Here is a 19,013-nt window from a genome sequence, read left to right on the forward strand (position 1 = left end):
CCCAGTCACAGCGCTTCCCTAAGAAAATCATCTAACCCACCCATTTGTGACATTCATTTAGATAGCAGCCTCGAACAAGCGCGTAGATGCTCTACCAATAATGCAAAATTGCTATCAATCATAAAACTTACACCATCCATTAAACGACGAACTACAGCTAAATCAAGGCTAAAGCCGCTAGGATAAAACTGCCACCGTTGAATTATGGCCACTATTTAGCACTCATTTCTTAACTGAAAATGAATTAATTTAACCGCTTAGTATTGCTATAGCGAGCCTTAAAGAACGGCTAAAAATGTTAGTTATACAAAATATTCATCACTTTCAAGACCCTTGGCTGTTCCATATCATCCGAGTGTGATTAACTGCTGCAACAGCGCCGTCTTTTAGCGATCAAAAGCGCCGCGATAATCACAAATAATGAAAAATAATTAATAAAATTCATTACGATAAAATGAATCATTAGCTGCTCGGCGCATAAAGTGCCAGCAATGGGAGTCTTAAGTGTCAATAGAACAAAACCCGCTGCACGCAATGCAGGGCCCACAAGGCTCGCCCCCTGCTGAAATGCTATTTGGGCATCCTAAGGGCTTATTTGTCTGCTTTTTTACCGAAATGTGGGAACGCTTCTCTTTCTACGGTATGAAAGCATTACTGTTTCTTTACCTGATTAAATATCATCTATTTACCGATGAATTTGGTTACAACGTGATTGGCGCCTATGGTGCCTTAGTGTATGCCATGCCCGTAGTGGGTGGCTTATTGGCCGACCGCTATCTGGGCATGCGTAAAGCGGTGATCTTTGGCGGTATTTTATTAGTGCTCGGCCACTTAGGTATGGCCTTTGAAGGCCATCAAGCGGTTATCGTTGCAGGTGAAGTTCAACGGGATGAACAAGCGCTGCAAGTATTCTATTTATCTCTTGCCTTAATCATTGTCGGTGTGGGCTTTTTAAAACCCAATATTTCCACCATAGTCGGTCAGCTTTATCCTAAATCATCCGCTAAGCGAGATTCTGGTTTTACCATTTTCTACGCGGGCATCAACTTAGGCGCCACCTTAGCCCCGCTAATTTGCGCTTATTTAGGTGAAACCTATGGCTGGAAGTACGGTTTTGGTTTGGCAGGTTTAGGGATGTTAGCAGGTTTGTTGGTGTTTATTCGTGGCAAAAAACATCTGCAAGGCTTCGCCGAACCCAGAGATCCTGCGCGGATTTTAAAGAAAACCGCTGGCATAACGACAGAACAATGGATTTACTTAAGCGCAATTGGCAGCGTAATCATAGTCTGGGGGTTGATTCAAACCCACTCCCTCGTACTTTCGATTAGCAGTTTATTACCCGCTGTGAGCCCAGTGATTTGGTTCTTGCACTCAGTATCACTAGTGCTTGCCCTTGGTATTGGCTGGTTCATGGTGAAACATTGTAATCCGATTGAACGTCAACAGATGTCGGCTTTGCTGCTTTTCATCGTTGCGGGTTTGGTCTTCTTTGGTTTATATGAGCAGACCTATGGCTCTTGGGTAGCATTTTCGGACCGTGTGATGGACCGTAACATGCTCGGCCTCGAATGGAGTGCGGGACAGCTAACCTTCCTCGGTGCCTTCTTTGTGATCAGTTTGTCGCCTATCTTCGCTTGGCTGTGGCCTGCTCTCGCCCGTAAAAATTGTGACCCGAGTAAACCGGTTAAAACCGCACTCGGTATTTTGTTCGCGGGTTTATCCTTTATGGTGCTTGTGCTCGGGATCCAGATGCCGCTAAGCAGTGGCTTAGTGAGTATTTGGTTCTTAGTCGCGGCTTATTTTGTATTAGAAATCGGGGAGTTATTGTTGTCGCCCATAGGCTTATCTGCCGTGACTCAGCTTTCGGTCAAACGCGTAGTCAGCCTGATGATGGGTGCTTGGTTCCTCGGCACTTCATACTCTGAAATCTTAGCCGCCGAATTAAACAAACTCGCCGCGATTGATACCCAAGGCGGCGTGATAAGTGACGTACCGAGTGCGATGGCGCTATACGAGCAACTGTTTATCTTCTCGGCGCAAATTGGCGTGGTGATGGCATTAGTCTTCTTTGCCCTTGCGCCATTAATGAAAAAAATGATGCACGAGAAAATGGCGACTCACTCAGTTTAAGCACACAAACAGAAAGTCGGTTGGCTTACTTTCGCCCTCTGAGGCGACGGTAAGCCAAGACGATAAGGTGCAAAGCAAGTAACCCCGTAAAAGCCGCGCAGAAAAACAGTAATGCAATCGAGTCTACATCCCTAGGCGCATCACGATAAAGCCACCACCACAGCGGCCAGCCGATTGCCGATAAAGCCGTAAGCTGCCACATACAGCGTTTGCAGCGACCAATCTTTTGCCTGAAAATTGCCCAGTTTAAATCTGTATAATTACAATCCCTACAGCCCATACGATACCTTTTTAAAATTAGATTTATTATTAAATACAGCTAATAAAATAGACTTGAACAAGTTCATTTTATATACACTAGCGTAAACCTAAAGTATGAATCTATAGGGTGTTAAATAAATTTAAATCTATTGTGGTCAAGTATACATGTAATGAGTTAATAACTAATTTAGAATCATTCATTTAGTAAATCAGTATTCAGGTTGACAGCCATTGGCATACTAACCATTTCGTAACGCACCGATCACTTTTTAGCATCTTATTCATGCTTTTGTTTGCTTTTATCATTTCCAGTTATTTATATAAAACTCATTAAAATGGAATTTAATCATGAACACACAGTTTCTTACTCCTTACAGTGAACAAGCAGAACAATATTTTTGGAAAACTGGCGTTGCGGAAATTGATTTAGGCAAAGTGCCTTTTCAATCAATTCATAATTTGCTCATATCAAAAGACAATAGCAGCATTTCATCTGTTGGTTCATGCTTTGCTCAACATGTGGGAAAATGGATGATCGATAATAATTATCCATTTAATCGCAGCAAACTCGACAGTCGACAAATATCCAGCTTTGCCTTTGGCAATGTGTATACCCCTAGATGCTTTCTTCAATGGTTAACCTTAGATCCTGCTCATTCCCACAGATTTGATATTTTTTATGACAAGAATGCAGAACGCTATATCGATCTATTGAGACCCAATGTACACCCTGATGGGTTTAGCTCAGAAGAAGCGTTACGCGAGGCTCGGATATCTGCAAAAAACGAGCTATTAGCTACGCTAAGAGCAACAAATGTACTTATTTTTACCCTAGGTTTAACAGAGGCCTGGAAAGATATTGATGATGTTTTCTACCCAAATTGTCCTGGGGTTATTGCCGGTGAGTTCAATGATGCAATATTTACTTTCCATCAGTTTAATTACAATGAAATTAAATCTGATTTATTGCTTATAAAAGACATCATTCAAGGTATCAACCCACAGATAAAAGTGATCTTAACCGTATCCCCAGTCCCTCTTACAGCAACCGCATCAGATAAACATATCCTTGTTGCCAGCCAATATTCGAAGTCTGTTCTACGCGCTGTCGCGGGTTATTTAGCGGATAATGATGAAGTATTTGACTATTTCCCATCATTTGAAATTATCACAGTCAATAATGTCAATGATTTTAGATTCAATGAGAATAGAAGAACGGTCTCAAATAAAGCTATTGAGTATGTAATGAGCCACTTCAAATCGGCATTTTCTGACAATAAAATCACCAAAGCACAAAATAACGGTGAGAAAAATCACCAAGAAACGGTTTGTGATGAAGAACGTTTAGACGCGTTGAACAAATTATTACATCATTCAAATGACACCACTGTGAGCCAACTAACATTACTCGGTGATAGCCATATGGGTAAGTTAGCAAAAGCACTAAAGGAAATGGAAATCCCGTTTATGGGTGGCATGGTAATGAACGGCTCAGGATTTGCCCAAGGCAAATTTTCAATATGCGAAACAGAATATTTCGTACCACTTGAAAACGCCGCATCACGTCAACTTTTCGCACCAATATTGAAAAATTTACAGGCTCACGAGCAATCTAAGTTTGAAAAAAAATCTGTGATTATTTCCAATATTGGCCTACAAACACATCAGACTGTTGCTCGTTTTTTTACATGGCTACAAAAACAAAAAGATGCTGACATTAAAGATATTACCTTGAAGAATTATGTTGATTTCTTCCATGAGGACCAATCAAAACAACTGTCTATATTATTAACGATGAAAGAAAGAGGACATACTGTCATCGTTGTTTCTGATCCACCTTTCTGCCGTTACTTCAAAGAATCACAGTCAATGACGTGGCTTGTCTATTCTTATTTTGACGCGCTTGAATACATTTGCTCACAGCTGAATATTTTGTTTTTTAATGCGGCAAAAACCTTCGATGAAGAAATTGACACTCCTATGGCATACGCCTCAGATATTTGTTATCCAGACGGCCAACATGATTGGATCCATGGCAACTCAATGTATTACACATGGCTAGCAAATAAATTATTGCCCATCGTATCTGAAAATACCTAAAAATTGCTTGGAATGAGGCCTCATTGAGTCCTCATTTCCTCAAAGAGAAGCTTTAAGCCTTGCCATCCCTTGATTAATAGAGACGAGCGCACGATAACCTAAATCTCGTTTAGCTGCGCTGATATCAAAATAATGGCTGCAGGATAACTGCCGTGCGACAAAACGCGTCATCATGGGCTCTTCTTGCTTCTTTAGGAGGTAATGTACACTTTCTAATACTGCGCCTGCTACATAGGCCACAGATTGAGGCACACGCTTAGTCACTGGCGGTAAAGCATCGCAGGCCAAAATCAGATTGATCATCTCGGCCATAGTGATGGGTTCATCATTACTCAGAAAATAAGCTTTCCCTTGACACTTAGGCTTTGCTTGGCAAAGTTCCAGTGCCGCCAGCACATGGGCATAGGCGGCGTTGTCTATGTAGATGGTATCAACCAGCTTATCTTCGCGGCCAACCAGTTTAAGCTTACCTAAACGCCCGCGCGACAATACCCGTGGCACTAGATGGGGATCGCCAGGCCCCCATATCAGATGCGGCCTGAGTGCGACGGTTTTTAACGCATAGGGTCCAGTGGCTTGAGTCGTCACTTGGCTAGATACTTGAGTCACACTAGGATTTTCAAGTGGCATGTCACCCACTTGATTGGCATCGAGCATCATCTTTTCAGCGATGGCTTTAGAGTGGGCATAATGATTCAGGAATCTTGTAGCATAGGGAGTAGACTCATCAATACCCGATTCATCCTGCCCTGCAAAGGTCACACTCGGGGTACTGGTGTAAACTAACTTATCTATTTTTAATGCCTTACAAGCGGCAATCACATTGGCAGCGCCCTTCACATTCGGACAAAAATAGCTGTCTCTGTCACCCCAAACACCCGCTTTAGACGCCACATGGAATACGATATCGCAGCCTTGCATCGCCTGTTGCAGCAGATCTTTATTGACTAAATCCCCTTGCAGCATGACTACGCCCAGCGCTTCAAGTTCGGGATAATGCCCACGCGCAAAACCTGTGACCTTAATGCCAGCGGCTAACAATCTCAGGCAAATCGCTTTACCTAAAAATCCCCCCGCCCCCGTGACAAAGGCGTGTTGCACCTTAAGCGCGAGCTGCGCAAGTGCCGTTTGTTCAGCCGCATCAAATTGGGCAAGCGTCGTGCTCTTGATTGGGTCTTTCGTCATTAAGGGTATCCATTTCAGCACATTTACATGAACTTAAAGTCGGTGTAATAAGTTTAAAATAAGCACAAGGGCTTAAAAATAAGCGAGTTTGTTCAAATAAACACAGAATATAACGTAAAAAATGCAGGAAAAAACCGTGGAGTTTCAAATCAACCTTTCGTTTGTGATTGTGCCCAAACGGCTAATTTTTCTCTAAAAATCTTGGCATTATGTCGCACATCCACAGGGAAATCAGGATGGATAAGAAACCGCCTTATGCCCTGAGTCTGCGTAAATTGCTCGGCGATGGCGATCAAATCTTGGTACAACTGCTGACTCTTATTGCACACCAATGACTGGTCGAGTTCGATACAAATTAACGGCTCTATCTCGTTCGCCACTTTCACTCCCACTAAAGCGGAACGCTTCACATTGGGATGCGTATTAAAAATGCGCTCGCAGGGAATGGAATAATAACGTTTAACAAACAATCCGTTAAGAGTGGCGTCGACTCTGTGGGCCTTACGACCACACATCCACAGAAGACCTTGATCATCAAGGTACCCCAAATCGCCCATGCGGTGTCTAACGGTATTGGTTGACGAGTCCCAAATCTTGGCCGCCGCAGTCGCGCGTTTGCCTTGGCTTTCGTTTTGGCTAGCGTGCTGACTATTGTTTAGATAATAGGACTGACTCACCATAGGCCCCTGCACGACTATCTCGCCGATTTCACCGTTATTCAGCTGTAAGGCATCATCCCACTCGGGAATAACCTCTTCGCTGATAGCAATAATGCGAATCGTCACGCCATCGATAGCGCGACCGACACAGATACCACCGCCGTTATCTGTGGTGTCAGTCGTGGCAAATAACGCATCGCTAGCAATCATACTAATAGGCAAAGATTCGGTTGCGCCGTAGGAATTTAAAATCGGCACACCTTGGCTCAGCATCTTACTAAAACGGGCGATGGAGGCAATGGTGGCTGGCGCACCCGCGGAAATCACCCGCTGTACGCTGGGCAGTTTATGCTGTTTTTGTTCCCCCGCGCGGCCTAAACGTTCGAGCAAAGCGGGATTAACAAAAATATTACTGCATTGATATTTCTCAATCGCGGCAAATAGAAATTCAGGATTAGCAGTAATAGGTTTGCTGGCATCCATTTCTGGAACGATAGACGCCATGCCAAGTGCGGGACCAAAGAGTGAAAACAGCGGAAAAGTGGCTAAATCGCGCTCGCCATGGCAAATGCCATAATCGTTTTTTAGCGCTTGAATTTGTGCCTCAAACATACCATGGCTATACACCACACCCTTAGGCGTGCCAGTGCTGCCACTGGTAAATAAAATCGCCGCTATCTCATCAGATTTAAGCATCACCATGGGATATTCAGACTTTGGAGCAGAAGATTGTACTGAGGTGCTTTGCAGCAGAGTCGATAAACTTATCGCACCAGTACCGATACGGATTAACTTTGCCGCTAAGCCTGTTTTGCCGTCATCAACATTGAGTAATGACTTAATACTGCCCTTACCCCAACCAAATAGACGTCTAGCAATATGAGCCTTGGGAATACCAATAAAGGCATCGGGCGCGGCTTCAGCAAAACACTGTTTAAGATTGCGGATCCCCATGCCGGGATCAACTAGGATAGGAATAACCCCCGCTTTAAACAGCGCAAAAGTAAGTGCAAAAAAATCCAAACTCGGCGTGACCATAAGCACAGCCTTCATGCCGCGCTCAATGCCATGGGCGTTAAGCGCAAAGGCTATCGCATCGCTTTGTCTGTCTAGATTAAGAAAGTCCAACTCGCTGTAACGCAAATTCGCCACAGAAGCGCCCTGAGCGCTTTGTACTGCTACCGCAAGATGATGGGGAATGGCATGGGCGGCTTGCTTGAGATGACGACAAATATTGGCATCATTGATTGTTGCTGACGCAGAAGTGCCACTTAAAAGTGACTTTTCCAACGGCGTCACTAAAGGAGCAACTTCAGTCTCAAGCAAGGTCGACATTAACCTGCGGCCTGTTCGGACTGCGCCGCTTCTACGTGGTCGTCAGCCATAAAGCCTTTGATATGGGCAATCACTTCATCGCTGGCATCTTCCAAAATGTAGTGACCACAATCGGCAAATTCATGCACTGTCGCATGGGGCATGTGTTGGCGCCATTTCGCTAAAAAGTGCTTATCGAATACAAAGTCCTTGAGGCCCCAGCAAATCAGGGTCGGCACTTTGGCAAACTGCGGTAAACTCGAAGCAATATCAGAGACTAATTGATAATTTCTATCGCCTTCACGCAGCGGAATATCCTGCACAAAACGCAGCGTCGAAATGCGATTAGCCCAAGAGTTAAACGGCGCGACATACGCCTCGCGAATGTATTTCGACATCGGCTGACGCTTAACACCCACATAGGAAGCAATAGACGAAAAGGCATTGAAACCGCGTACCAACACAGTGCCTAACAGGGTATTACGACAGATCCACAGCGGCCAAGGGAATGGTTTAGTCTCGGGCAAATGGAAAGCGCCCGTGTTCAATATCACTAGGCGTTTAATGCGCTCAGGATAATGCGCCGCATAACCCATACCTATCATGCCGCCCCAGTCGTGTACGACTAAGGTAATATTTTCTTTCACATTCAGGCTATCGAGCAGGGCTTCGAGATCGTCGATACGATTCTTAAGGGTATAGTCATAACCACTATCGTCTGGCTTATCCGACAGGCCACAGCCGATATGATCCGGCACTATGCATTGGTGAGTGTCTTTTAAGGCGCTAACAAGATTGCGGTAGTAAAACGACCAGCTAGGATTACCGTGAACCATCACCACAGGCTCGCCTTGACCCTCGTTGATATAATGTAGCTTGTTGCCATTACGGCTAAGAAAATGACGTTTAAAAGGCAACAGAGTGTCTAACATGACGCTTCCTATCTTGATTCTTTATGAGAGCGAATAACGGGTTATGTACAGCTGGCTTAGCTTATCGACAGAACTAAAGACTAAGCTATCAACTGAATCATGGACTTACTGGGTTGACTCGAATGTATGCCAGCCATCAAGCAAAGGCGTGAAAAGGTGCACTGCACCCTACCACTTAATACCTAACATCATGCAATTCAATCCACTGCCTATGCCTAAAAAGCTCACTTGATCGCCCGCTTGTAAAAAGCCTTGATCGTGCGCCATCGCAGCGGTCACAGGTAACGACACTGTGCCCATATTGCCCAGCAGCTGATACGTAGGAAATTCTTTTTCGGGGGGAATATTTAACGCGCTAAGCACTTGCTTACGGTTTGAGGCACCCACTTGATGGCAAATCACTTTGTCCACTTGCTCAACCAGCCAATTACGCTGCTCAAGGAAATGCTCCCAAGTGTGCTTCGCCAATTCAACGCCTTCTTTAAGCAAGGTAACGGCATCGGTACGCATAAACTCGCGGTACAGATTGTGCCCCACTTCCTGCAGACCCCATTGACACAACTGATGATGCTCAGGCGCCGATAAGTGCGATGCACCCAGCAATTGATGCTGACGCACATTTGTCAGCGGCAAGCTGCCATCGGTAAGAATCACCGCCACGGCACCAGAACCACCGGTTAAGGTCGCCAGTGACTGGGCAAAATTCTGCATGGTCGGATCGGCCAACATGTTATCGATAGTGACATCGACAATATCCCGCGCCGACTCACAGGACACCACCATACCCGCCTTGATTTGACCCAACTCAATACGGTTCGCGATATCTAAAATACCCGATAACACCCCAAGACAAGCATTGCTGATATCGTAAATCGCAGTGTCTTTTGACACACCCAATTCGGCAGCAATACGACACGCGGTCGCGGGCTCATGTTGATCGCGGCACACGCCGGTATAGACAACCGCACCTAAATCGGCGACATCAATCCCAGTTTCAACCATGGCTTTACGGGCAGCTTTAATCGCACCGTCGGACAATTGATGTCCTTTTGGCCACCAGCGGCGTTCGGTAATCCCAGTCAATGCGGCAAGCTGTCCCATAGGAATACGGAACTTTTGATACAAAGGAGCAAGACGAGACTCTAGCTCACTACTGGAAACCACAACAGGCGCCAGTTCATAGGCCAGGCTATTAATAAATACGCGGGAATATTTCATGAAACTGTTTTATTCGCTCACTAGAATGACTGACCAGCAGGTCAGCTTTCAGTTGTTATTCGTCATTAATGCGACATTTGAACAAGAAAAGCCCGATGATTCAATAAAAAACCATCTTGAGTGTAAGACTTGTCTCACAGCGCAGGTTCCAAACACGACGGCCCTGAATTAACTATCACTAAACTTAAATGCGCTAATATAGAAATAATTCATAAAAAACATCACAGTACAGCATATTTTTAGACGCGCAAAATTATACCGCCATTTTTTGCGCTAAAATCAGCGTATTTCTTGGTGTGACGCTGTTTGCACAAAATTCACCCACGCAAACACCATATCCTTGTTCCTGCAAAAAACAAGCGCGATCTAAGATTAACCACTGCTCCAGTGCGCTGCGGAATAAATGCGCGACTAAATCAATACGGCGAGTTAATTGTTGTCTTTGTCGCCCAACGTCAAGCCAAGCTTCAAAATCCCTGTTTTTTGCAAGATTAACGGCCTTAGTCTCGGCTGCCCACAGGCAAAAATCCGTAAAACTGCCGCTCAACTGGCTCTGTTTTAACGAGGGTAAAGGCAAATATTCGTCGATTTGTCGACATTCACGTTGCAGTGCATCAAAGCCTAAGCGCCACGCAATTTCTTGATGGCGTAGCGCTTGCTGCTTGGGATTAGCGATCACACTCTGCTGCAGCGGTAACTGTAAATCATGGCGACTGAGCTTTAGGCTGCTCTGCTGAGCAAGAATGGATAACGGCTGATAATGGCTCGCTTGAATTAAATGATAGCAACAGGGAGAAATCGCCAATGCCTGCGTGCCCGCCTCGGCCGCCAGCGTTAACAGCCGAACATGCAAATCTCCGCAGGCATGCAAAGCAACTGCTTGCTGCTGAGCAGTTAAGGGATGAGTTGTTAACGGATTCGCTGCTGAGGGATGTTCAACTGGTGTTTCGACAGTGGCTATAGCCCTGTGCTCAGCGCCAATAGCAAAGGCATCGGCGCAAATAAAAGTCTGCGATAACTGCCACTTATCAGCAAAGGACTGCCCTGCTTCACACAGCGGCGCCTGCCACTCTAAGCTCACCACATCGGCGCCGCGAGCTTTAGCAATCAAGCGGCCCAAATGCCCTTTTCCTGCACACCATTCCAATACGGGTAAATTAAGCTGGGGTAAATGCTGCACAAAGGCGGTAATTTGCTGCCATTTTCGGCCTTTAATGTGAGCACTAAAGTGCGCCTCATCATCAAAGGACAAACCGCTGTCCTGCGCTTTATCTACCTTTGTGGTATCGGTAATAGTAATATCAGCAATGGCTGCGGTAAGTAATGACAAGTCCCAATCTTGGCCTAATGCCCTAAGATCGCGGTTTAATGCCGGTGACAGCGTCTTAACCAGTAAAGATTGCTCGGCATCGAGTCCATCAAGCTCATCATCAGCCAGCGCCCACACAGCTTCGGCCAACTGCGGAAAATCCTGTGCCCAAGGTAAAGAGTTCACTTCAAATGCACGCACTTGCCACAGGGCAGCACTCTTTTCAAGCAACTGATTAAGCTTGCTAAATTGCTGTGAGTAAGTGAATTGTTGCTGCAGATTATCTTGGTTCACGTCATGCCCAGTGTAAAAAATACTTGTCTCACCTTAGGCCAAGGGAATGCGCCCTAAAGATGACTTTATGCGAAAAAATGTTAGTATCGCGGCCTTTAAACACTCAACCATATCGTTAACTGAATACACGCGTTAGCGAGCATAGGTTAACGAACTTTGATTAACTGGCTTCGGTTAACTAGCTTCTATTAACTAGCATCGGTTAACTAACCTTAAGGCTCCAGAGGACACACATGCTTTCACCTTGCGTCGCACGCTGCGGTTTAAATGACGAAGACTACTGCATGGGCTGCTTTCGACATATCGATGAAATTGTCAGTTGGCGTACGAGCAGCGAAGCACAACAGGCAGCCATTTGTCAGCAACTTCCCGCCCGTAAAGCTTTATTTGAAGGCAGTGAAAACCAGCATATTTTAAGTCGTGATAAATGGTTAGCTGCCGAAGCGCGTTTAACCGACAAAGACTAAACGCCGCCTGCTAACGCCACCCTCTGCGCAAGCTCATCCTGCTAACAGCCTACAAGACTATTTTTTCAGCATTGATTTTAAGTCAGCAAAGGGATTGTAGGTCGCCGCCGCTTGCTTGGTTTCTGTGGTGCTACCGTAGCGGATCAATTCTTCAAAGCGAGAATGTTCGTTGTCATGGCAATAAAGACATAATAATTCCCAGTTTGAACCGTCTGACGGGTTGTTATCGTGGTTATGATCCCTATGATGCACAGTCAGTTCACTTAAGTTTTTTGGGGTAAATTCGCGGGTACAGCGGCCACACACCCAAGGATAGAGTTTTAACGCTTGTTCACGGTAACCGCTCTCACGCTTAGCTTTGTACTCCCGCGCATCGGCTAATACTTTATCTAACTTACTCTGGCCTGGCACTGATGACATAGTGTAATCCCTAAAACAAACCCTAAAAAAATTGCCCCAAGGATAATCCGAGTTATCACTTGGGGCAATATCTCCCGCACTTTGCGGGTTAATGGTGCACGATTTGTAGACGTAAATGGCTAAGCCTATTTACGTTACTGGCTTAGTTAACTTACGTTACTTAGCTTACATGGGCATGATCGGCATTCGACAGATGTAAATAGTGTAAGTATTTTTCATACTGAGTCACCACATCCGCGAGGATTTGCTCTTCGGTATAACCCATCACATCGTAATGCTGACCACCTTGTTCAAGGTACACTTCGGCGCGGTAATACAAGGTATTTCCTTGCTCGATTTCAGTCCCTATTGGGTTAGTGATGTCAAAACAACGCGTTCGTACACCGTAAACAAAGGGTAAATTCACCTCATTGCTGATCACTAATCGCACGCGGCCATCTAAGTATTCAAGATCGGCCACTATGCCTTTAGCCATAAAGTGTTGACACACCTTAGATAAAGCGGGCGTAGCCACATTATTCAAGAACACTTGCGCTTCTTCATGGGTAGGATGCGAGACTAAAACCCCAATACGCTCTTCCCAGCTCATATTAGTTTTGGCGTATTGCACACTGGTATTGTGTAACTGCACGCTATTAATCTTAAGCCAATCATTTTTCAGGGCTTTAAATAAGCCCAGACACATGAATAGCATCACCACTAAGAACGGCATAGCACTGGCAATAGCCGCCGTTTGCAGCGCCTGTAACCCACCCGCTAACAACAATACCGAGGCCACAACCCCTTGCAACAGTGCCCAAAAGATCCTCTGCCATACGGGGGCATTGTTATCACCACCCGAGGTTAGATTATCAATCACTAAGGATCCCGAATCCGACGAGGTCACAAAGAAAGTAACAACTAAACAAATCGCAATCCCAGAAAGTAATGTAGGAAACGGCATGTGCTCGAAAAACACAAACAAGGCCACTGATACATCGGTATTCACCGCCTCGGCAAGATAGGTCGCGCCGTGATTCATAATCGAATCAATCGCCGTATTACCAAATACCGTCATCCACAGAAAGGTCAGCGCCGATGGCACAAATAACACACCAATCAAAAACTCACGGATGGTACGGCCGCGGCTTACACGTGCAATAAAGGTACCGACAAAAGGAGACCAGGAAATCCACCAACCCCAATAGAGCAAGGTCCAGCCTCCGAGCCAATCTTCCTTATGTTCATAAGCGTACAAGTTAAAGGTTTTACCCACTAAATCACTTAAGTAACTACCGGTATTCTGCACAAAAGCCTGCAACAGCATAACCGTAGGGCCAAGGATCAAGACGATAAGCAATAAAATAATCGCGAGACCCAGATTGAGTTCGCTTAAGCGCTTCACGCCTTTATCGAGGCCAGAAAATACCGACAAGGTCGCGAGCAAGGTAATGCCGATGATCAAGCACACCTGCACCACAGCATTATTAGGTAAACCTTCAAATAAATAACTCAACCCAGAATTGACCTGCAACACCCCAAAGCCCAGTGATGTCGCCACCCCAAACATAGTGCCAAGCACAGCAAATGTATCCACTGTATGGCCAATAGGACCATAGATGCGTTCACCAATTAAGGGATAAAGCGCACTTCGCGGCAATAACGGTAACTTATGTCGATAAGAGAAATAGGCCAGACTCAATGCCACCACAGCGTAAATCGCCCAAGCATGCAGTCCCCAATGGAAGAAAGTGATCTTCATTGCCTCTTTTGCGGCAATAAGACTCTCTGGGGTTGCATCCGGCGGCGCCAGATAGTGCATCACAGGTTCAGCGACCCCAAAAAACATCAAACCTATGCCCATACCCGCCGAAAACAACATGGCGATCCAGCTTTTATAGCTGTAGTCTGGCACTGAATGATCTGGTCCTAGTTTGATATCGCCGAAGCGACTAACCATGACAAATATGATAAAAATCAGGAAAAACGCCACACTTAGAATGTAAAGCCAACCGGCTTTCATTTCTATCCATGACTGCATTGATCTAAAAAAGGTGTTTGCCTCTGTGGGCCATACTGCGCAAATCATCACCATCAAGATGATGAAAAAGACCGACGAATAAAATACCGGCGGATTAATACTAGACTTGATTGACATTGACTCTCCCTATTTCTAGCGGGTTCACACTCCAAATATCTCAACATACCAACGGCGAGATAGGACAAAACTTATACTTAAAATTTGGTTAATACTGCGTGGCTCATCTATGACCAGTATGGGGGAAATCCCAAAGATCATGGCAACGACTCGCTATGGCTAAACGCGACAGGATCTGAACAACGGGATTAACAACACTCGACTTTTTTAAGCCAATGATTGATGGATAAACAGAATTAACACCACTAAGGCAGCTAATACCCACCTTTAGCATAAAACAAATATATTACTAGAATATTCAGCATAAAAAATGGCGACCATATTGGTCGCCAAAAAATTATACCACAAAAATCATCAAATTTAATTTTAAACGCTAAAACGCACAAACCTTCATCGGATTACTTAGTCGGTGACTGCGAGATACCTGCAGTTAAATTGAAGCGCATCGCCTCCTCAAACGACCAATCAACCATAATTAAATCATCCCGCTTAACTAAGCTCGTCACGCCCGCCATTTGATAGCTCAATTGGAACAACACAGGCACCCAATCGCCCTCTGGTAGCGCATCTAACAAGGGCTGTGGCGGCGTATCCGTCATAATAAAACCCACCACAAAACTGCCATTCGCCTGTTTCACTAACACTGTCTTTTGGCTTGTTGGCTTACCATCACGATTCATCAAAGAGGCGATATCACGGATACTGCCATAAACCGATTTAAACAATGGGAAACGCATCAACTGGCGCTCAAGCCAACCATAAAGCCACACAATCGGGCTGACCGAAAACAGCAGGCCCACGGCAAAAACTAATGCCACCACCAGCATAAATCCCGCGCCGACAAAGTGTTGGTTTATCCCTACCAACTCTAAAATTACAATTCCTAAACCATCTAACGATACAAACAACGACCAAAACAGCCACAAACTCAAGGCCATAGGTAATAGATTCATTAAGCCGCGGGCTAAGGTTTTTTTCATCACACTCTCATTCAGTCATAGGGATACAGAAGGCATAAAATATTTACGCAAAAAACGCCACAAATGCTACCACAGAGTCACTTTTGCACCAGCACATGATGTAAGGTATCTGGCAGTAATAGTCTCAAGCATAGAGACAGCGTTCAAACTCAGAGCCCACTCTGAGCCATTCTAAGGAAAGTAAAATGCGCGTAACCCGCTTAGATCATTTGGTCTTAACCGTAAAAGACATCGCCGCCAGTGTCGAATTTTATCAAACCGTGCTCGGGATGAAAAAAGTGGTATTTGGCAATCAACGTATTGCGTTAAGTTTTGGCGACCAAAAGATTAACTTGCACCAAGCGGGCGCAGAATTTGAACCTAAAGCAGAAACAGCCACGCCCGGCAGTGCCGACCTGTGTTTTGTGGTCAGCCACAATATAGAAGAAGTGATCGTCCACTTAAACGCACTTCAGATTGAAATCATTGAAGGACCAGTGCTACGAACCGGCGCCACAGGCCGGATAAACTCTGTCTATATCCGCGACCCAGATTATAACCTGCTTGAGTTATCAGAATATCTGCCCGCCTGCACTGGGTAAGCGAATTTTGGCAAAGGTAAGCGAAGTTAAGAAAGTGTAATCTGTCAGTTCTGCGAGCACGCAGCGAGCAGAACTGCAGTTGACGTTATACTGGTTCACTCCCATTTGAGATAACACTCTCGACAGTTGAGTGGCATTTATTGTCATTACTTCCCCAGTGACTCGTCGTCTCTTTATTTAACAAGAAGCATCCCTAAGGGCTCTAATAAAATATCCATGTTTTAGAAGGTCACTGGTGCAACAATGCCAATCCTCATTAACCCTTCAGCTGTTCGTTTAGCTAAAAAGATATTTGCACCAAAGCAAGATAATTTTATCGTCAGTTGTGCAGTATTCATTGTCATTGTTTCCCCTGTGACTCGCCATAAACTCGTCCCTGAGGGCTCGACGACGGCATCCATGCCGCCAACGGTCACAGTTGCAACAATGCCAATCTTAACTAACACTTCTGCTGTTCGTTTAGCTAAAAAGATATTGCCCCATTGCGAGTCAGCATCATAAATTTAGGCTAGATGTGATATACACTGATTGACCTAATTTTAGTAATGCTACAAAGTTATAAATTAAGCCGTACTAGAGATTGATCAACACTTCGAAGTCACTCCATTAAGGACAATGCTTAATGTCTGCTGCCCCAAAGAAATCCTATCCGCTCAAGAAATCGATATCATTGTCTGCTCAGAGCGGTTTTTTTACACATTTAAGTGTTAGCAGGGAGAATGAAAATGCGCGTCAAGGCATGCAACTACTGCTGTCCACCCTCCGAGACAACCAACTCACTAAAGGGCTTGCAGCTTACACTCTGAACAAAGGCAATCCATCTATCGGTTTTGGCATGGAGCGCGGAAAAACCCTATTTTCGATCAAAAAAGCTAAGCAGGACTTTTATTTTCACTTGAACGGCACTGATGAGCAACACAGAACCGAATGGGAATCGCTTACTAATGCGCTCGGGGTTAAATTCACTTTCAAGCAGACAATTTCTGTCAATGCACTTGGCAATAGCGCCACTAGCAACGATGAACTATCAAAGTTACTTCAATTCCTTGGATACTGTGAACAGTGTAACTATGTGTGCGAGTTTGTCGGTATTGAACGCCCCTCTCAGCAGGCCCAATCTGGTGCTGTTGAAGGTGATTTTTACTTTGGTCTCAATCGGAACACTAAAGAGCAACATGATTTCACTAAGGCATTACATCAAAAATATGGTGGCCGCTGCGTCGTCACTGGCTGCAATATTAGTAAGGTTCTCGAAGGGGCTCATATAAAAAGTTACGCCGATATGGATAAGCAAGATAGATTTCAATTTGAACCACACAACGGCTTGTTATTGCGCTGCGATATCCACGCATTAACGAGCGGAAAAGCTCCACTCATGGTATTCAAACCACTCAAACAAAAATACAGCCAAGGGAAAGGACGGATTAAAGTGCTGTTATCTAAAGAGTTGGATAACAGTGATTACACTCCTTTCAAAGGCAAAATATTCTCTGTAGACCTTTCCACCTACCAATACATTTCTGATGTTTACAATGATGTCCTAATCTGGGGCATTAAGGGTTTTGGCAAGCCTTTTAGTTAATGGGACGATAGCTGTATTAACACTACAAAGCCTCGTCGAGCAACTCTTTTGATGGGATTTGAATCGCCATAACGTCATTAGACGACATATGCCCCAAAGCTTGTTTCAAAGTCTAAAATGCAAGTAGGGCGAATAAAGTTGTGGCTATAAAAAAGCTAATGTGATGAGGTTACTTTCAACCTAGAAGTCATGCCCGTCCGAACTTTCAAAAACCAGCCACTACGTTTGTCAGGATAGCCTCTCCCTCAAGACGAAGCGGAATGACCGACAGCAAAAAGCAGCCTGCCTTATAGGCGCAAGCCAGTGAGGGGATGTGATACGAGAGTTAGCCTGAGTGCGGGGCCTTTATGCTGTCTATGAAGGTCAATAATCAGTCATGCGAGAGCGTATAAGAATGAGAAAGCTAAAATGATATCAAGTGATTATCCGCTAAACTGTAAAAAAAACGCTACCGCAAAAAAGCAAATTCCTATAGCATCATTTTTACTAATCAACATGGATGTGGCAGCGGCCAAGTCCAGCAAGCGATTTATGTCCCGCAAACAACGCAGCGCATAAATGCTAAGACGTTAGCATGCCAATAATGAAACCTTACACACTTATTGTTCTTACCTTTCTGTTGGTGACGGGCTGCGCATCCAACTCGCCGAATTCGGACATTAAATTTTGCAAGATAGGCGAGTTATCTGCACTTCAAGGCACATACTCCAACGAAGCAACTAATGCACAGGATCATTTCAGAGTTTACCTCTCACAGATTATTTGGCCCGAATTAGAGGATCTCATACTGGAAGAGCATCAGGATATAGACCGTATCTCGCTTTCTATTGATTCTGCTGGGAAAGTTTTGGCTGAAGGATATTCTCAAGGTATTCTTAGAAAATCCGGTAATCCAGAATCTATACAATCCTTAGAAGACGGTGTAGTGCCCCTATATTCCCATTCAACGGTTTTGCCCCAACTAAGTGAGTTAGTCGGCTGGCACGATACACAATTATTCTTGTACAAGGACTGCGACCAAAATTTAGTTTTGGGTAGAAACAGAGTATCGACAGGACTGGCTTACCTTGTTATTCCAATGCACTTCGATAGCAGCGAGTCACTTACCTTTCGTAGGCTGGATCATGCTAGCAAGTAAAGCAACCAGACGGCTGTGCCGCCGGTTCTTTTGGCGTTACCCATAGAAATTTTAATTCGAAATTCACTAATTCGAGCTAAAAGTCTAACTCGGAAATGTCGGGTGGACGACACTTGTTACCAAGTGCCGTCTCCCTAAGAACCGTACGTGCAACTTTCACTGCATACGGCTCAAGCCTCCACAAAAGCATCGTTTGATACCCAGCAACTTATAAAGCAGTCAGAGCAGGTTCGTTCCAAGAGTTGCGAGCTAGCCTTTTGGACTTTCTCTTCACCAAGTATTCTTGGTATTGAGGGTCAAATGGCG

Annotated in this window: 16 protein-coding genes; 7 read left to right on the forward strand and 9 right to left on the reverse strand. The window is 44.8% G+C overall.

Features of this window, described 5'->3' with window-relative positions; translation table 11 throughout:
* Positions 1-504: 504 nt before the first annotated feature.
* On the forward strand, positions 505-2,130 hold the full coding sequence (locus L5M17_RS20940) for a peptide MFS transporter (protein ID WP_263149019.1): 1,626 nt from the start codon (positions 505-507) through the stop codon (positions 2,128-2,130).
* 25 nt (positions 2,131-2,155) lie between these two features.
* On the opposite strand, the gene L5M17_RS20945 is transcribed toward L5M17_RS20940, so the two are convergent.
* Positions 2,156-2,410, reverse strand: coding sequence for a DUF3624 domain-containing protein (locus L5M17_RS20945; protein ID WP_263149020.1), 255 nt, complete (start codon positions 2,408-2,410; stop codon positions 2,156-2,158).
* Positions 2,411-2,739: 329 nt separating this feature from the next.
* Here L5M17_RS20945 and L5M17_RS20950 point away from each other — a divergent pair, with 329 nt between their 5' ends.
* The gene (locus tag L5M17_RS20950; RefSeq protein ID WP_263149022.1) at positions 2,740-4,491 is read left to right on the forward strand and encodes a GSCFA domain-containing protein; all 1,752 of its coding nucleotides are present in this window, start codon (positions 2,740-2,742) and stop codon (positions 4,489-4,491) included.
* Between the two features lie 39 nt (positions 4,492-4,530).
* Here the strand turns inward: L5M17_RS20950 and oleD are convergent, their stop codons facing one another.
* The 5 genes from oleD to L5M17_RS20975 all read right to left on the reverse strand — a co-directional run bounded on the left by oleD (position 4,531) and on the right by L5M17_RS20975 (position 11,402).
* Complete coding sequence (gene oleD, locus L5M17_RS20955; RefSeq protein ID WP_263149023.1) at positions 4,531-5,676, reverse strand: 2-alkyl-3-oxoalkanoate reductase; 1,146 nt, start codon at positions 5,674-5,676, stop codon at positions 4,531-4,533.
* A 149-nt stretch (positions 5,677-5,825) separates the two neighbouring features.
* The gene (gene oleC, locus L5M17_RS20960; protein WP_263149025.1) at positions 5,826-7,670 is read right to left on the reverse strand and encodes an olefin beta-lactone synthetase; all 1,845 of its coding nucleotides are present in this window, start codon (positions 7,668-7,670) and stop codon (positions 5,826-5,828) included.
* A complete protein-coding gene (locus tag L5M17_RS20965) occupies positions 7,670-8,581 on the reverse strand; it encodes an alpha/beta fold hydrolase (RefSeq protein WP_168823602.1) in 912 nt (303 codons plus the stop codon). The genes oleC and L5M17_RS20965 overlap by 1 nt, the downstream gene beginning before the upstream one ends.
* A gap of 168 nt (positions 8,582-8,749) precedes the next feature.
* A complete protein-coding gene (locus tag L5M17_RS20970; RefSeq protein WP_028760522.1) occupies positions 8,750-9,799 on the reverse strand; it encodes a 3-oxoacyl-ACP synthase III in 1,050 nt (349 codons plus the stop codon).
* Positions 9,800-10,052: 253 nt separating this feature from the next.
* Entirely contained in the window at positions 10,053-11,402 is a 1,350-nt protein-coding gene (locus L5M17_RS20975; RefSeq protein ID WP_263149028.1) for an SAM-dependent methyltransferase, read from the reverse strand.
* Positions 11,403-11,635: 233 nt separating this feature from the next.
* On the opposite strand from L5M17_RS20975, the gene L5M17_RS20980 reads away from it, so the two are divergent.
* Positions 11,636-11,869: a DUF1289 domain-containing protein gene (locus tag L5M17_RS20980; RefSeq protein ID WP_006085323.1), complete on the forward strand. Its 234-nt coding sequence runs from the start codon at positions 11,636-11,638 to the stop codon at positions 11,867-11,869.
* 57 nt (positions 11,870-11,926) lie between these two features.
* Here L5M17_RS20980 and L5M17_RS20985 read toward each other — a convergent pair whose 3' ends face one another.
* From L5M17_RS20985 to L5M17_RS20995, 3 genes are all read right to left on the reverse strand, one after another.
* A complete protein-coding gene (locus L5M17_RS20985; RefSeq protein ID WP_028760525.1) occupies positions 11,927-12,289 on the reverse strand; it encodes a YajD family HNH nuclease in 363 nt (120 codons plus the stop codon).
* A gap of 160 nt (positions 12,290-12,449) precedes the next feature.
* Positions 12,450-14,426 (reverse strand): BCCT family transporter, encoded by a 1,977-nt coding sequence (locus tag L5M17_RS20990; RefSeq protein WP_105249669.1) that lies wholly within the window; start codon positions 14,424-14,426, stop codon positions 12,450-12,452.
* A 398-nt stretch (positions 14,427-14,824) separates the two neighbouring features.
* Positions 14,825-15,406 (reverse strand): DUF502 domain-containing protein, encoded by a 582-nt coding sequence (locus L5M17_RS20995; protein ID WP_028760527.1) that lies wholly within the window; start codon positions 15,404-15,406, stop codon positions 14,825-14,827.
* A 185-nt stretch (positions 15,407-15,591) separates the two neighbouring features.
* Between L5M17_RS20995 and L5M17_RS21000 the strand changes: the two genes are divergently transcribed.
* The 4 genes from L5M17_RS21000 to L5M17_RS21015 all read left to right on the forward strand — a co-directional run bounded on the left by L5M17_RS21000 (position 15,592) and on the right by L5M17_RS21015 (position 18,707).
* Positions 15,592-15,987: a VOC family protein gene (locus L5M17_RS21000; RefSeq protein ID WP_263149029.1), complete on the forward strand. Its 396-nt coding sequence runs from the start codon at positions 15,592-15,594 to the stop codon at positions 15,985-15,987.
* A 243-nt stretch (positions 15,988-16,230) separates the two neighbouring features.
* Positions 16,231-16,488 (forward strand): hypothetical protein, encoded by a 258-nt coding sequence (locus L5M17_RS21005; protein ID WP_181800803.1) that lies wholly within the window; start codon positions 16,231-16,233, stop codon positions 16,486-16,488.
* Positions 16,489-16,609: 121 nt separating this feature from the next.
* Positions 16,610-17,569, forward strand: coding sequence for an HNH endonuclease signature motif containing protein (locus L5M17_RS21010; RefSeq protein ID WP_263149031.1), 960 nt, complete (start codon positions 16,610-16,612; stop codon positions 17,567-17,569).
* Positions 17,570-18,152: 583 nt separating this feature from the next.
* Positions 18,153-18,707 (forward strand): hypothetical protein, encoded by a 555-nt coding sequence (locus L5M17_RS21015; protein WP_147250498.1) that lies wholly within the window; start codon positions 18,153-18,155, stop codon positions 18,705-18,707.
* Positions 18,708-19,013: the final 306 nt, after the last annotated feature.

Source organism: Shewanella sp. SW24, from assembly GCF_025653395.1.
Classification (GTDB): domain Bacteria; phylum Pseudomonadota; class Gammaproteobacteria; order Enterobacterales; family Shewanellaceae; genus Shewanella; species Shewanella oncorhynchi.